Consider the following 14,360-nt stretch of genomic DNA (forward strand, 5'->3'; position numbering starts at 1 on the left):
GTAAATGAGACCGGTTTTTGCCCTTGTTGGACGCCCGAATGTCGGTAAGTCTACCCTTTTTAACCGCTTAACACGCTCCCGTGATGCCTTAGTTGCGGATTTCCCCGGCTTAACACGTGACCGTAAATACGGCACGGGCGAAATGTTCGATCGTGACTATTTAGTTATTGATACGGGTGGACTGAGTGGTGAAGATGTAGGGATTGATGAGCAAATGGCACGTCAAACCCTAGCGGCGGTAGCTGAAGCAGATGCCATGATGTTTATTGTTGATGGCAAACAAGGCTTGAATGTCGGTGATGAATATATTGCCCAACAGCTACGTGAGACTGGCAAGCCGGTATTTCTCATTATCAATAAAACCGATCGAGTTGATCCTGACCAAGCGGCCGCAGAATTTTATGGCTTAGGTTTCTCTGAAGTTTATAGTATCGCAGCAGTACATGGTCGTGGTGTCACTTCCATGATGGATGACATCCTAAGCCATTTTCCTGCAGATGAAGTCGATGAAAACCTTGAGCTTGAAGAAAGTGAAGAGCGGGCTATTCGGATTGCTTTTGTCGGCCGACCGAATGTGGGTAAATCGACTCTAGTGAATCGCATTTTAGGTGAAGAACGGGTCATTGCCTATGATGAACCAGGTACTACTCGCGATAGCATTTTTATTCCATTTGAACGTGATGGTAAGCAGTACACCTTAATTGATACTGCCGGAGTGCGTCGTCGTAGCCGGGTGAATGAAACCATTGAAAAATTCAGCATCATCAAAACCTTAGATGCGATCCGTGAAGCGCATGTAGTGATTATGCTGGTGGATGCGCAGGATAGTGTTACGGATCAAGATGCGCATTTATTGGGTTTAATTCTGGATGCTGGTAAAGCACTGGTGTTAGCCATCAATAAATGGGACGGCCTAGAAAGTGATGAGCGGGATCGGATTAAGGGTCAACTTGAAGTTAAGCTGCCTTTCTTAGATTTCGCCGAGAAACACTTTATTTCCGCATTGCATGGCACGGGGGTCGGTTTATTATATAAATCGATTCATGCGGCTTACGACTCTGCCATGCTGAAAGTTCCGACCTCACGTTTAACTCGTATTTTAGAAAATGCGGTACAAATGCATCAGCCGCCTTTAGTCAGTGGTCGCCGCATTAAATTGCGCTACGCTCATCAAGGTGGCAGTAATCCTTTCTTGGTGGTGATTCACGGTAACCAAACCGATAAAGTACCACCCGCTTATGAGCGCTATTTAATTAATTATTTTCATAAAACTTTGAAATTAACCGGCACTCAAGTCAAAATTGAATTTAAAACGGGCGAAAACCCTTTCGAGGGTAAGCAAAATAACCTAACACCCCGTCAGATTCACAAGAAAAAACGTTTAATGAAGTTTGTCGCTGGGAAAAAATAACCACTAACACACGAGGGCAGTGTGGAGCACAGTACGAACCTGTTACAAGGTATTCTATTGCTATTGGTCATGTCAGTAGCCTCTGTGGCTGCATTCCGTACTTTCAAACTGCCTCCCATTCTTGGCTATCTGCTGGTAGGCGCTCTCAGTAGTGAAAATGCTTTGGGTTGGCTACCTGAAAACCACTCTATTGAATTCATGGCTGAAGTAGGCGTTGTTTTCCTCCTATTTGCTATTGGCCTAGAGTTTTCTGTCAGTCAATTTATGGCTATGCGCCGCACTGTCTTAGGTTTAGGCGGCTTGCAAATGATTTTTTCCACTATAATTGGCTTCATTCTTTTAAATTATCTGAATGTTAGTTGGCAAGGTGCCATCGTAGCAGCTGGTGCTATGGCTTTATCGTCAACGGCTATTGTAGTCAAACAATTGACGGATCAAGGCGAGATGCATGAGCGCCATGGGCAATTAGCTCTGGGCATTTTACTTTTTCAAGATATTGCAGTCGTTCCTTTTATCATTGCAATTCCTTTACTCAGCACTAATACCACTGCTGATCCTGATTTTATCGTAATGGCGCTGCATGCTTTTGGAAATATTCTAGTTTTGGCTCTAATGCTAGTGACTGCTCACTATGTCCTACGTCCCTTGTTCCACAAGGTCGCGAACGCGCAATCGGTTGAGTTATTTAATATTACAGTTTTACTTGTGGCTCTGACCTCTGCTTGGGTTACCCAATCTTTGGGGATGTCCTTAGCTTTAGGTGCATTTTTAGCAGGAATGTTGCTCAGTGAAACCGAATATAAGCATCAAATTGAAACCGAAATCCGTCCCTTCCGCGATATTCTAATGGGTTTGTTCTTTATTACCGTAGGTGCCAAATTAAACCTCGCGGTGCTGCCCGAATTGTGGCTATCAATTCTCTGGCTACTACTAGGCATTGTAGTATTTAAAGCCATCTTAATTGGCTGCTTAGTGCGCTTGTTTGGAAATAATAAGGGTATCGCGGTACGTACTGGACTGGTACTAGCACAAGGTGGCGAATTTGGTTTCGCCCTACTCTCTTTAGCTTTAAGTTATGGCCTACTGACTGCGGATGAAGTCCAAGCCGACTTGGCAGCGATTGTGATTAGCATGGCCATTGCGCCTTTAATTATCCGCTCTAACGATAAAGTCACTCGTAAGCTCCTGCGCGATAGTTATTTGCGCCAGCGCTATAAAGATGCTCATGCTTTCCGTCAAGAGGTTAGGGAAGTCGATAATCATGTCATCATCTGTGGTTATCGACGCGTAGGCCAAGGTTTAGCTCGCTTACTTGAAGAACAGGGTGTGCCTTATTTAGGTTTGGAACTCGACTCTAAAATTGTTACCGAAGCTTGGGAAGCCGGTGAAAGCGTATATTATGCTGATGCTAGCCGTACTGAAATTTTAATGGCTGCTGGTATCCAGCGCGCTCGATTGGTGGTCATTACCGTCGTAGATACTGAAATCGCCAAGGAGATTACTGAGGCAGCCCGTAAAAAGAATAAGAATATTCCGATTGTAGTGCGTGCCCGTGATGACACCTATTTGGAAGCCCTTATTAAATTAGGTGCTACTGAAGTCCTACCAGAGTCTTTAGAAGCCAGTGTGATGGTGGCACGCCGAGTTTTAGAAAAACTAGAGTTACCTAATGAAGAAATAGAGCAAGTTGTTGGCCGTATCCGTATTGAAGGTTATAAGCAGCTTAAAAGCTTCTTCCACGGAACCCCCCAAAAAGCTACCAGTAAGTCTGAGACCTTCTTACATAGTATTGTCTTATTGGAAACCGACAAAGCCGTTGGTAAGCGGATTGCTGACTTAAATTTAGAAAGCATGGGCATTACTTTAAAAGCACTGAAACGTGGAGAAATCCGTGGTGATCAACCTTCACCCGAGATGGTCTTACAAACTGATGATACCTTAATCCTTGAAGGCAAAGCTGATCGGTTTAAGGAAATTGAGAAAAAGATTCATGGTGAACGTAAAGAGAAAGAAGCTAAGTCAGAGGCAAAGCCAGCAAACTCTGTCACACCAATAGCGTTAGCTCAATTAGAAAGCAATTTATCTAAAACCGATCATTAATAGCCAAGCTTTGTTCTATTTTTCCACAATTTTTCAGCATTTCTTACATACTGTGTTGATTAAATAGGCCTATTATACTCGAGCTTTTCGGTTTGGAGATGACTATCAAACCCCACTTATCTGCCTAAAATCTACGCTCATCCAGCATTTCATGCATAATTTCTAGACCGTGGTACTCTTTTAGGCAGCTTATGCGTTTAGTAGGTGGTTTCTAGCGATTATTTTGCTAAAAATTCATGCTAATTAAGTACTGCTATACATTTTAAGCAAGCTATACTTTCAAGCATACCTCCTCAGGATCAGTAGTAGGAGTAAAAACTAGGATTCAAAGCACAAGCATTAGAGAAATTCAGAAGCTTGTTAATGACTAATATGCATGCTGGGTATCTGATGATGGGTAAAGGCTTTAAGTTTCAAGGCTCTAGATTAAGGACAACATTAAGAACTTATCACTTAATTTAGAATCTAACAGGAAGCTTGTGACACCAAGTATCAGGGCTATACATGACTTTTACAGCGTGGACGCTGTGATCTGGGCAAGACCAACACGGATGGCCTCTGGACAGGACAACCAGTGAGTCAGGTTATAAAACGGTATGTTTACAATCTTGTCCTGTACATCTAGCTGCAAATACTGCAGTTAGTATTAAGTGCTGCACAAGGGCTTTATATAATTAAAGGTTACAGAAAATGAATACAGCAACTCGCTCTTTAGACTCATCACTCTCTGAAACGGTATCTCGTACCCTGCAAGAGTATTTAGATACTTTAGGTGACCACGAGGCCAGCAATATTTACCGCTTAGTAGTGGATGAGGTTGAGCGTCCTATGTTAGAAATCATGATGCGCTACACTCACGGTAATCAATCACGTGCAGCTCAATGTATGGGGATTAATCGCGCCACCTTACGTACTAAATTAAAACGTCACAATTTGCTGTAATGCTAACTCAGTTCACAGTACCATCCTCCAAATTGGCTAAGCTTCCTGTGCTATAAGCAGGAAGCTTACACTCTCTCTTCTAAATCTCGACCCCATACTGCTGACGGTAGCTTTGAATAGCTGCTAATAATTGCGGTTCAGCAATCTGCTCTCGCACATGCTGAATCACATTATTTAAACCAACAATACTAATCACGGGTACACCAAAATTTTTTTCTACTTCCTGCACTGCAGATAAAACCCTTTGTCCACGCTCTTGCCGATCAAGTGAAATCGCAACACCTGCTAGACTTGCACCTTGTCCCGACACAATGATAGCTGCTTCACGAATCGCTGTGCCAGCCGTCATAACATCATCAATCACTAAGACACGCCCTTTTAAGGCTGCACCGACAATAGTTCCACCTTCACCATGATCTTTGGCTTCTTTACGATTAAACGCATAGGGGTAATCTAAACCATGCTGTTCATAGAGGGCGATAGCCACTGAGGCGGCCAAAGGAATACCTTTATAAGCGGGGCCAAATAACATGTCGAATTGAATCCCCGACTCAACAATAGCCTGTGCATAAAACTGACCTAAACGACTTAAGGCTGAGCCTGTTTGAAATAAGCCTGCATTGAAAAAGTACGGACTAAGACGCCCAGATTTTAAGGTGTATTCACCAAAACGCAAAACACCTTGTTGCAAGGCAAACTCTAAAAAAGCTTGTTGATAGGGTTTCATCGGGCACTCTCTCATTAATCATTTAGCGCCAAGGATGATACCAGAAAAGCCGTCAACAAAATGCTTTTAACCACGTGGCACATGTTCCCAAAGCAAACAGCCACTGGGTAGTCGATAGCTAGCTAAATCTAACCCCAGTTGACTTGCAGCTTCAGAATCAATTTCCGTGATACAAGCCTCTTTTAACTGCTCCACCTTCAGCCCTCTGGCTGCAGTAAGATTGGTAAACTCAATCAAAGCTAGCTTCAACGAAGTATTAGTCAGATCAGTATGACTTAAATCGGCCAAGCTGAGATTGGTATAATCAAGATTTGCGTTTTTGAAGCTTGCACCACTGAGCTTGCTGTGTGCAAAATCGGCAAGACTTAGATTCGCTCCTTCAAAATTGCGCCCTGTTAAATCAGTATTTTGGGCTTGATACAGCGGTGTACTGAGCGAGCCAACCGCATAAGCGGCTGAGTGAAGACCTACACTTAATGCTAGACAAACATAGCAGACTAAGCTCCTTATCCTTGGAACTTTCATCGTAACACTCCATGTTATTTTAATTCATTTGCTTAAAGTGTAGTGCTTTAGTTCAAGTTTGCCAGCTTCTTATGAACTAGCAAGCTCCGCTAATTGCATCCCCATTTTCACGGTTTGACCTGCTTGGGTCTCACCCCAATTCCAGTTGTCCCTTTCTAAAAGCACGATGACCGTTGAACCCATATTAAAGCGCCCCATTTCAGCCCCTTTAGCTAAGTTAACACTGGAATAATGCTCAACACGAACCGCTGAGTGATTTGGCGGTGTAATCAAGCCCGCCCAGACCGTTTCAATGGCAGCGACATTAATCGCGCCCACTAAAACCAGCGCCATTTTGCCTAATTCAGTCTCAAAAATAGCTACGACGCGTTCATTACGCGCAAATAAACGTGGAATCGTACGCACGGTATGCCCTGCTACACTAAACAGTCTTCCGGGTATATATACCTGTTCAATTAGCTGACCCGCTAAGGGCATATGGATGCGGTGATAATCGCGGGGGGAGAGATAAATGGTAGTGAACTGACCATTCAAAAAATGGGCAGCACGCGCTGCATCACCCCCTAATAACTCCACTACCGAATAATCAAAGCCTTTAGCTTGAAAAATACGCCCGGAACAAATCGCCTCGACTTGGCTAATTTTGCCATCGACTGGACTGGCTAAAACCTTCGCTCCGCTAGCAATCGGTCGTAGTTCAGGTTTTAAACTGCGCGTAAAAAATGCATTAAAGGTTTTATAGGTATTAGGATCAACTTGCTCAGCTTCACTCATATTGACTTTAAACACCTTAATAAACTGGCGAATCGCAGGCTGAGTCCATTGAGACTCAATCCGAGTTAAACGATAAACCAGACGCGAAATAGCATGATGTGGCAGCGGATACAGCGACCATGCTTTTAAATAATCAGATAGAGGCATAGAGCTTGGCAAATAGCTAATAAATGCAGGATGATACGGCAATTTAGTCGAAAGGAATATACTCGATGGCGCAGCCAGCTCTCTCTGAACTCTCTAGCATTCTTGATTTTATCCGTTGGGGAGCCAGCCAATTTCGCGCAGCGGAGTTAAGTTTTTCGCATGGTATGGCTTCTGCTTTAGACGAGGCAGCCTATTTAGTCCTGCATAGCCTGCATTTGCCGGTGGATACACCTGAATTGTATTTTGCCAGCAAACTGACTCAATCTGAAAAGCAAAAGGTGGTGACTATTCTGGAGCGCCGGATTATTGAACGCAAACCTGCGGCCTATTTAACCAATGAAGCGTGGTTTGCAGGTCTGCCTTTTTATGTGGATGAGCGCGTGTTAGTACCTCGCTCACCAATTGCAGAGCTAATAGAAAAGCAGTTTTATCCATGGACGGATGAAGCACAAGTAGCACATGTTTTAGATTTATGTACCGGCAGTGGCTGCATCGGTATTGCTTGCGCTTACGCATTCCCGAACGCAGAAGTCGATCTCAGCGATATTTCTGCTCATGCGATTGCCGTTGCTAAACTCAATATCGAGCGGCATGGCGTGCAAGCTCAGGTTCAAACCATCGAGTCCGACCTATTCACTCATTTAAGTGGCAAGCGTTATGACTTGATTATCAGCAATCCGCCTTATGTTGATGCTGCCGAGATTGCCGAAATGAGCAGTGAATTTCAGCACGAGCCTCTGCTTGGTTTAGCCGCAGGAGCTGATGGCTTAGATATTGTGCATCGCATTTTAGCCACTGCTGGCGAGCATTTAAGCGACCATGGAATTTTGATTGCTGAGGTGGGCAATAGTCAATTTGCACTCGCTGAAGCGTATCCGGAAGTACCTTTTCAATGGCTAGAATTTGAACGTGGTGGGGATGGAGTTTTTTTATTAACTGCAGCTCAATTAAACGAACATCAAAGTGCTTTCAAAGCGGCTGCGGCCAAGCTGCTTTAAATTGCTGATAATGCGCCGCAAAAATCTGCTCTAACTCATCAATCACTTCTGCTGCTGGCCGCCCTTTAATCATATGAGCGGCCATTAAATCAGAGGTTGGCGAAAGCAAAGCATCCGGGCTAAGCATAGCATAGCTGGCTTTTAAGCGCTTAATAGCCTTGACTACACTTTCCGTAGCCGGACGCTCTAACAGCTCTGGTTCAGGACAAGTTTGGTCAACTCTTAGCGCGGGCGCAGCACTGATAAGAAACTCTGCAAACTTAAGCAAAGTGGCTTGATCATGAGAGCTTAATTCACGAAATAAACTGCGTAAGCGCTTTTCTTGAGGAGTACTACTACCCTGCCCTAAGGTTGTTAACATATTTGACCTAATTCAACAGCTATCTTTAATCTTTCAGCAAACTTCCAATTTTAAGTGAGAGCTACTAACTATTCATCAGTCTTTTTTGCACGTTGGCAATAAATACGCGCAAACTCTAAAAGCTCCTCCATGGCTGGAACCTTAAACTTTTGGCGCTGGCGTACAAAAGAAAAATCACGGGTTAAGGGAGGATTGAGTGGCTTCGAGACTAAAGAGCCTAATTTAATCTCTTTACTAATGCTCGCACTCGATACCACTGAAACACCCATGCCTGCCTCTACGGCTCCTTTTACAGCCTCGGGGCTGCCGAGTTCTAAGCAATTATTGACCGCATGCTTATCTACACCTTGGATAGATAAATAGTCCACCATTACTTCACGAGTACCAGAGCCTTCTTCGCGACAAATTAACGAATATTTCACTAAATCTTTGGCAGTCACCTTATCTAATTTGGCTAATTCGTGACTAGGTGGGCAAATTAAAACCATTTCATCGGTGCGACACACTTCGACTAACAGGTTTTTATTAGTGACTGGACCTTCGACCACACCTAAATCAATGACATTGTTTTCTACCATAGAAACGATGCCTTCGGTATTAGAAACTCTTAAACGCAACTTAATGTCAGCATTTTTGGATTTAAAGTCGCCCAATAATGAAGGCAACATATATTCAGAAATTGTCGTACTTGCACCAATAGTGAGAGAGCCACTAATATCATCTGTCATCTCACGAATAGCGTTTTCCATTTCGCTATAGAGATCGAAAATCTTTTCAGAATATTCGTAAACTACTTGACCGGCTTCAGTAAGAGTAACCCGATTATGGGTGCGATCGAACAGGCGGGTATCAAACTGCTCTTCCAATTGGCGGATTTGAAAGGTCACAGCGGGCTGGGTCATGTGAAGCACTTCAGCTGCTTTGGTGAAACTAAGCAAACGGGCAACCGCGTGGAAGACTTGTAATCTTCTGTCTGACATTTAGAACTATTCTCCTTGTTAGTGACACTGCTTAGGTCAGGTATGAGGGGGGGGGTTATCTCACTATTCCCTGAACTTATTTACCGGTCATCCATTACCGGATATTACCGTTTAATTTGACGATAAAAAATACCAGTTTATAAAATATCTCTATCAACAACTCGACAAATACTATTCTTAGAATAGGACAGTTCTGTACAAACGGGGCTAGTTCTTACGGATAAAACAAATTTTTTTGATAAGAGGCACAAGATCAACTACCAAGTGTAGGATTTTTACACGCTTTTATCAGTTGCTGTCGAGTGTTCACTGGATTTTTCTGATAACTTCTTAGGCTGATGAGGGATACGGGGATCATCGTCATCCATTAAAATTCGGTAAGCAGGCCCTTCTAAATCATCATATTGGCCACTCCGCACGGTATAAATAAAGGCAATCACTACGACAATCATGACCCCGATAGCAATCGGAATCAGCATATATAAAGCTTCCATGGTGACTCACCTAAAAATGTTTTAAACGCAATGAATTCAATACCACAATCAAAGAACTCGCTGACATACCAATTGCAGCCATCCACGGTGCGACCAAACCAGTCGCAGCTAAAGGAATAGCTAAGAGATTATAAGCAATTGTCCAAGCGAAATTTTGCTTAATAATGGTTTGCATGCGTCTGGAAGTTTTAATGGCAAAGGGCAACTGCTGTAAACTTTCTGAGAGTAACACCATATCAGCGCTTGCTTGCGCCAGTTGAGAACCACTGCCCATCGCAATCGAAACTGCAGCACCCGCTAAAACCGGTGCATCATTGACCCCATCACCCACCATGGCGACTACTTTGCCTTGAGCTTGCAAAGCTTTCACGTAAGCTAATTTATCATCAGGTAATTGCTCACCTAAAGCATTAGCAATCCCTAGTTGCTCAGCCACCTGTTGCACAACCAACGGATTATCACCGCTTAAGAGGCTAACATTAATGCCTGCGTCCCTAAGCTCTTGAATCGCCTCTTTTGCTCCAGCACGGATTTGATCCGCTAAACTAATTTGTCCCAACCATCCTGCACTCGAACCTAGATACACTTGTGATTCAGTTGAGCTTACAGCATACGCTAACGGTAATTCTATTTGAGTTAACTCTGCAACGAAACTGACTGTACCGAGGCGATAACATTCGCCTTGCCAATAACCTTGTACTCCACGCCCAGACTCTGAACTAAGCTGACTGATAACATAAGGCTCATGACTTAACTGCAGGATGGCCTTTGCTACCGGATGCTCAGATGCCTGCTCTAAACCCGCTGCTAATGGCTTACACACCGACTTCGGTAAACTACCGAGAACTTTAAGATCAACGACTATGAGTTGCCCATAGGTCAAAGTACCTGTTTTATCTAAAATCAGTTCATCAATACGCGCCAAGGTTTCCAAGGCATGCCCACGAGTTGTAAGTACCCCTTTCGAGGTTAACAGTCCTGTTGCAGCCGTCAACGCGGTCGGTGTAGCCAAGGAAAAAGCGCAGGGACAAGTAATCACTAGCACAGATAAGGCAATCCAAAATGCTTCACTGGGTTGAGATTGATGCCAATAGAGGAAAACTGCAGTGGCCGTTAGCAAAATCAGCGGCACAAAGCGTGAAGAAACTTTTTCAGCTAAACGCGCAAGTTCTGGCTTCTCAGCTTGGGCACGCTCTAACAAGCGAATGATGGCTGCCAACACCGTATGGTCACCTACTTGACTGACTTGCATAGTCAACGGGCTTTCAATATTGACGGTTCCTCCAACCAGTTTATCGCCTTCAAGTTTACGACAAGGCAGGCTTTCACCGGTCAATAAAGCTTCATTTGTACTACTAATTCCTGCCAAAACTAAACCATCTGCGGGCACGACTTCGCCAGGTTTAATCAGAACCTGATCACCACTCACTAACTGACTGACGGGTACGACTTCTTGTTTACCGTTTTTTAACAAGGTTGCTGTGGCAGGCATTAAACGTACTAAGGCTTCTGCGACTTGCCCAGCCTTATGGCGCGCATTCATTTCTAAATAACGCCCTGTCAGTAGGAAGAAAGTGAACATCGTCACGGAGTCAAAATAGACTTCACCTCCACCCATCACGGTGGCCCAGACACTAGCGGTAAAGGCAATCCCAATACCGATGGATACGGGCACATCCATGCCAAAACGTCCACGGCGCAAATCCCGCCAAGCGGATTGGAAGAAGACCCGTGCTGAATAGAACACGACAGGCACTGTCATCACTAGACTAATCCAGCGCAGGAAATTTCGCATTTGCCCATCCATGTCAGAAACAGCACCAATATACATCGCGGCTGCCACCATCATGACTTGCATCATGCCCAAACCTGCTACTGCAATCCGACGTAAAGCAGTGGACTTTTCTTTCTTTTGTAAGGATTCTAAGCGCCCCGGATCGAAGGGATGCGCGTAATAGCCAATTTCACTAATGGCTTTTAAAACCTTACTTAGCTTTAGTTGACTGGTATCCCAACGTAACGTGGCACGATGCGTTGAATAATTAACGCGAAAATCCAGCACACCGGGGAGCTGTTTGACATGACGCTCATTCAGCCAAACACAGGCCGCACAGACAATCCCCTCGAGAATGAGGGAGGCCTCACGCACACTCCCACTGGTTTCGCGCACAAATGAGCGCTGCAAATCGACGCTATCATAGACTTGTAAATCACGCAGTTGTTCGGGAATTAAATCTTCTGGGCGCGAACCAATATCCGTGCGGAATTTGTAAAAATCAGTGAGCTGATTCGCGACAATAGCCTCAGCAACTGCCTGACAGCCTGAGCAACACATCGCTTGCTCACGACCATCAATCTCGACTAAATAACTAGCACCGGTGGGAATAGGCGAACCACAATGAAAGCAATCCGCCGCGAGGTTAAAGGTTTCGGGTTTGGCCATGATTAGCCAGTCAAGGCAGAAACTTGTGTTGTGCCTTTGACTTCATGAATCTCATCACCACGTTGAATACGCAAGACTATCGTCCAAGAGCCGGGTTCATCCAACTGCACGCTTTGACCATAAGTCCCCAAGGTACTTTCTGGTAAAGTAAAATGCTTATCCTTAGTTTTATCGGCTAGACGTAAAAAGCTCACCTCAACCTTAGCACCCGTAATGGGCTGACCAGCCTTATCCAAAACACTAATACTAAACACCGTAGGTTTGCCCATGCGTGGTGTTTGTTGCCAGCCATTTTTTATTTGCCAACCGCGCTCTTTTTGCACTTCAAGCTGGTCTAAATGTTGATTGAACTGCGCATATTTTTCTTTGAAATTATTGGGCACAGGCCCTGGGAAAACTGAAGTCACTGCCCCCGTTGAAAAGCGCGGATCGGGTAGAAAACGCGCCATAAATTCACTACTCGCACCTTTATTCGCAAGGGTAATGATAATGCTATCCACCACCGCTAAAGTCAGGAAAAACACCACGATGATGGCAGGTGCCCAATGAAACCAAGCTTTTTTCGGCTGCTCAGTCGACTGGCCTAGCTTGATTTCTAAGCGCTGACGATGACTGCGATGGCTGGTAATAATCCCCAAGCCATAGCCACTCATCACATAAAAGGCAAAGTGAATCGCAAATACATCGACCCCTGCCCAATGAGTGGCCGCTAAAGGAATGTAAATACCCATCACAATCAGGATGGTTACTAACGCGGCTAGCTTGTTATTCCATTTTAACCCCAGATAGAGCAGGAAAAACAAAACAAAGGAGGCTAATACGCCAACACCTAAGGTCGTTAGTAAACTGTAATTCTCCATAAGCTCTATCTTGCTCCTTATGGCATCATAAATTGAGAAGGTATAATAACAGGATCGGTGACCTCGCCACTGGTTGGTTCCAATTTAAAGTGGAATTCCTGATTGCGCTTGCTAGCCGCACGTGCCGCTGCGGGTTGCTTTACTTTAGCAAACACACGAATGCTGCTATCGGGACCCAAACTAATATTATTTGGATCAACTTGCCCCAGCGATAAGCTCGCACCCTGCAAATCATCGATACTAAGCCGATAACTCGCAGGCGCTTGGGTTTTATTATTGATCTTCACTTCATAACTATTTTGGATACCACCATCGGATAAGACCACATATAAAGGACTGCGCACTTGTACCGCCGTCGCTTCCAGCATTTTTGTGCTAGAAATACTCCAGACTAAGTAAAGCGCTGCCAATAAAGTAGCAATTCCATAACCAATCGTGCGCAGTTTGAGGAAGTGAGTCTTTTTACCCTCTAAAGCATTTTCCGAGGTATAACGGATCAAACCCCGTGGCCACTGATACTTATCCATAATGCTATCGCAAGCATCGATGCATAAAGCACAATGGATACAAGCGATTTGTAGCCCATTCCGGATATCAATCCCAGTAGGACAAACTTGCACACACAAGCCACAGTCTACACAATCGCCATGCCCTTGAGTTTGACGTATAGCACGATCACGTAAATCTTTTATTGGCGTTGCGCGCCCAGTAGTACCTTCACCACGCTTTTGGTCGTAAGACACGATCATAGTATCTTGGTCAAACATAACACTTTGAAAACGGGCATACGGGCACACATGTAAGCAAACATATTCACGCATCCACCCTGCGGCCAAATAGGTAGTGATCATTAAGAGAAAAGCTGTGAAATAAGCCGAACTAGGTGCATTACCTGTAAAAAAATCTTTCGTGAGCGTAAAAGCATCACCCCAATATAAAACGAAGGTCAAACCAGTCCACAACGACAAAGCTAGCCAAGCAGCATGCGTCGCGCCAAGTTTTAAGATTTTTTCTTGATTCCAAGCTTGCTTTTCTAAGCGAATCCGTGCAACGCGATCACCTTGGATGGCCTTTTCAATAAAGCGGAAAGCATCCGTCCAGAGAGTTTGAAAACAGAAATAGCCACAGAACACACGCCCTAATAAGGTTGTCACGAAAAAGAGTAACACGGCTGCCAGAAATAGGAGTGCAGTCAGCCAAAACACATCCTGTGCATGCATGACCAAGCCAAACATATAATAGCGACGTGAGGGAATATCAAACATCACGGCTTGATCTGGCCCTATCACACGCTCCCAACGAATCCACGGCAGGATAAAGAACACCGCATAGGCCAGCACCATGATGCCCGTTTTTAAATTACGGAAGCGCCCTTGGATCGAACGGGGCTGAATGACGTTCTTTGGCTGAATGACTTGCACATTGCTCATAACGGCTTTGGATCTCAAATTAGAATGGTCGGGCATACTACCTGAAAGGAGACATTTTACCTTGAGGGAGATCAAGAGGGAATAGGAATTTTAGAGAATGCTAATAAAGTATTTTTACATAAATATCCCTTTAATAGGGTCAAAACTAAACGTTTTATGCCAAGTTAT

The 14,360-nt window shown here is 44.4% G+C and carries 13 protein-coding genes; 4 read left to right on the top strand and 9 right to left on the bottom strand.

The window, feature by feature from the left end; all coding sequences use genetic code 11:
- Positions 1–4 precede the first annotated feature (4 nt).
- From der to Q0307_RS14480, 3 genes are all read left to right on the top strand, one after another.
- Entirely contained in the window at positions 5–1,411 is a 1,407-nt protein-coding gene (der, locus tag Q0307_RS14470; protein WP_298661518.1) for a ribosome biogenesis GTPase Der, read from the top strand.
- A gap of 21 nt (positions 1,412–1,432) precedes the next feature.
- Positions 1,433–3,511, top strand: coding sequence for a monovalent cation:proton antiporter family protein (locus Q0307_RS14475; RefSeq protein WP_298661519.1), 2,079 nt, complete (start codon positions 1,433–1,435; stop codon positions 3,509–3,511).
- A 690-nt stretch (positions 3,512–4,201) separates the two neighbouring features.
- Complete coding sequence (locus Q0307_RS14480) at positions 4,202–4,453, top strand: helix-turn-helix domain-containing protein (RefSeq protein ID WP_298661520.1); 252 nt, start codon at positions 4,202–4,204, stop codon at positions 4,451–4,453.
- Between the two features lie 79 nt (positions 4,454–4,532).
- Here the strand turns inward: Q0307_RS14480 and pyrE are convergent, their stop codons facing one another.
- From pyrE to asd, 3 genes are all read right to left on the bottom strand, one after another.
- A complete protein-coding gene (pyrE, locus tag Q0307_RS14485) occupies positions 4,533–5,180 on the bottom strand; it encodes an orotate phosphoribosyltransferase (protein ID WP_298661521.1) in 648 nt (215 codons plus the stop codon).
- A 66-nt stretch (positions 5,181–5,246) separates the two neighbouring features.
- Positions 5,247–5,705, bottom strand: coding sequence for a pentapeptide repeat-containing protein (locus Q0307_RS14490; RefSeq protein ID WP_298661522.1), 459 nt, complete (start codon positions 5,703–5,705; stop codon positions 5,247–5,249).
- Positions 5,706–5,774: 69 nt separating this feature from the next.
- A complete protein-coding gene (gene asd, locus Q0307_RS14495; RefSeq protein WP_298661523.1) occupies positions 5,775–6,626 on the bottom strand; it encodes an archaetidylserine decarboxylase in 852 nt (283 codons plus the stop codon).
- Between the two features lie 65 nt (positions 6,627–6,691).
- On the opposite strand from asd, the gene prmB reads away from it, so the two are divergent.
- On the top strand, positions 6,692–7,624 hold the full coding sequence (gene prmB, locus Q0307_RS14500; RefSeq protein ID WP_298661524.1) for a 50S ribosomal protein L3 N(5)-glutamine methyltransferase: 933 nt from the start codon (positions 6,692–6,694) through the stop codon (positions 7,622–7,624).
- Here prmB and Q0307_RS14505 read toward each other — a convergent pair.
- From Q0307_RS14505 to ccoG, 6 genes are all read right to left on the bottom strand, one after another.
- The gene (locus tag Q0307_RS14505) at positions 7,596–7,985 is read right to left on the bottom strand and encodes a hypothetical protein (RefSeq protein ID WP_298661525.1); all 390 of its coding nucleotides are present in this window, start codon (positions 7,983–7,985) and stop codon (positions 7,596–7,598) included. The genes prmB and Q0307_RS14505 overlap by 29 nt on opposite strands.
- Before the next feature lie 68 nt (positions 7,986–8,053).
- The gene (locus Q0307_RS14510) at positions 8,054–8,965 is read right to left on the bottom strand and encodes a LysR family transcriptional regulator (RefSeq protein WP_298661526.1); all 912 of its coding nucleotides are present in this window, start codon (positions 8,963–8,965) and stop codon (positions 8,054–8,056) included.
- Between the two features lie 275 nt (positions 8,966–9,240).
- Positions 9,241–9,459 carry a cbb3-type cytochrome oxidase assembly protein CcoS gene (gene ccoS / locus Q0307_RS14515; RefSeq protein ID WP_298661527.1) on the bottom strand — a complete coding sequence of 73 codons (219 nt, stop codon included), beginning with the start codon at positions 9,457–9,459 and terminating at the stop codon, positions 9,241–9,243.
- A gap of 10 nt (positions 9,460–9,469) precedes the next feature.
- Positions 9,470–11,902: a heavy metal translocating P-type ATPase gene (locus Q0307_RS14520; RefSeq protein WP_298661528.1), complete on the bottom strand. Its 2,433-nt coding sequence runs from the start codon at positions 11,900–11,902 to the stop codon at positions 9,470–9,472.
- A 2-nt stretch (positions 11,903–11,904) separates the two neighbouring features.
- The gene (locus tag Q0307_RS14525; RefSeq protein ID WP_298661529.1) at positions 11,905–12,762 is read right to left on the bottom strand and encodes a FixH family protein; all 858 of its coding nucleotides are present in this window, start codon (positions 12,760–12,762) and stop codon (positions 11,905–11,907) included.
- Between the two features lie 17 nt (positions 12,763–12,779).
- Positions 12,780–14,192 (bottom strand): cytochrome c oxidase accessory protein CcoG, encoded by a 1,413-nt coding sequence (gene ccoG, locus Q0307_RS14530; RefSeq protein WP_298661530.1) that lies wholly within the window; start codon positions 14,190–14,192, stop codon positions 12,780–12,782.
- Between the last annotated feature and the right edge of the window lie 168 nt (positions 14,193–14,360).

The sequence above is a fragment of the uncultured Thiothrix sp. genome (genome assembly GCF_937873765.1).
Taxonomy (GTDB): Bacteria; Pseudomonadota; Gammaproteobacteria; order Thiotrichales; family Thiotrichaceae; genus Thiolinea.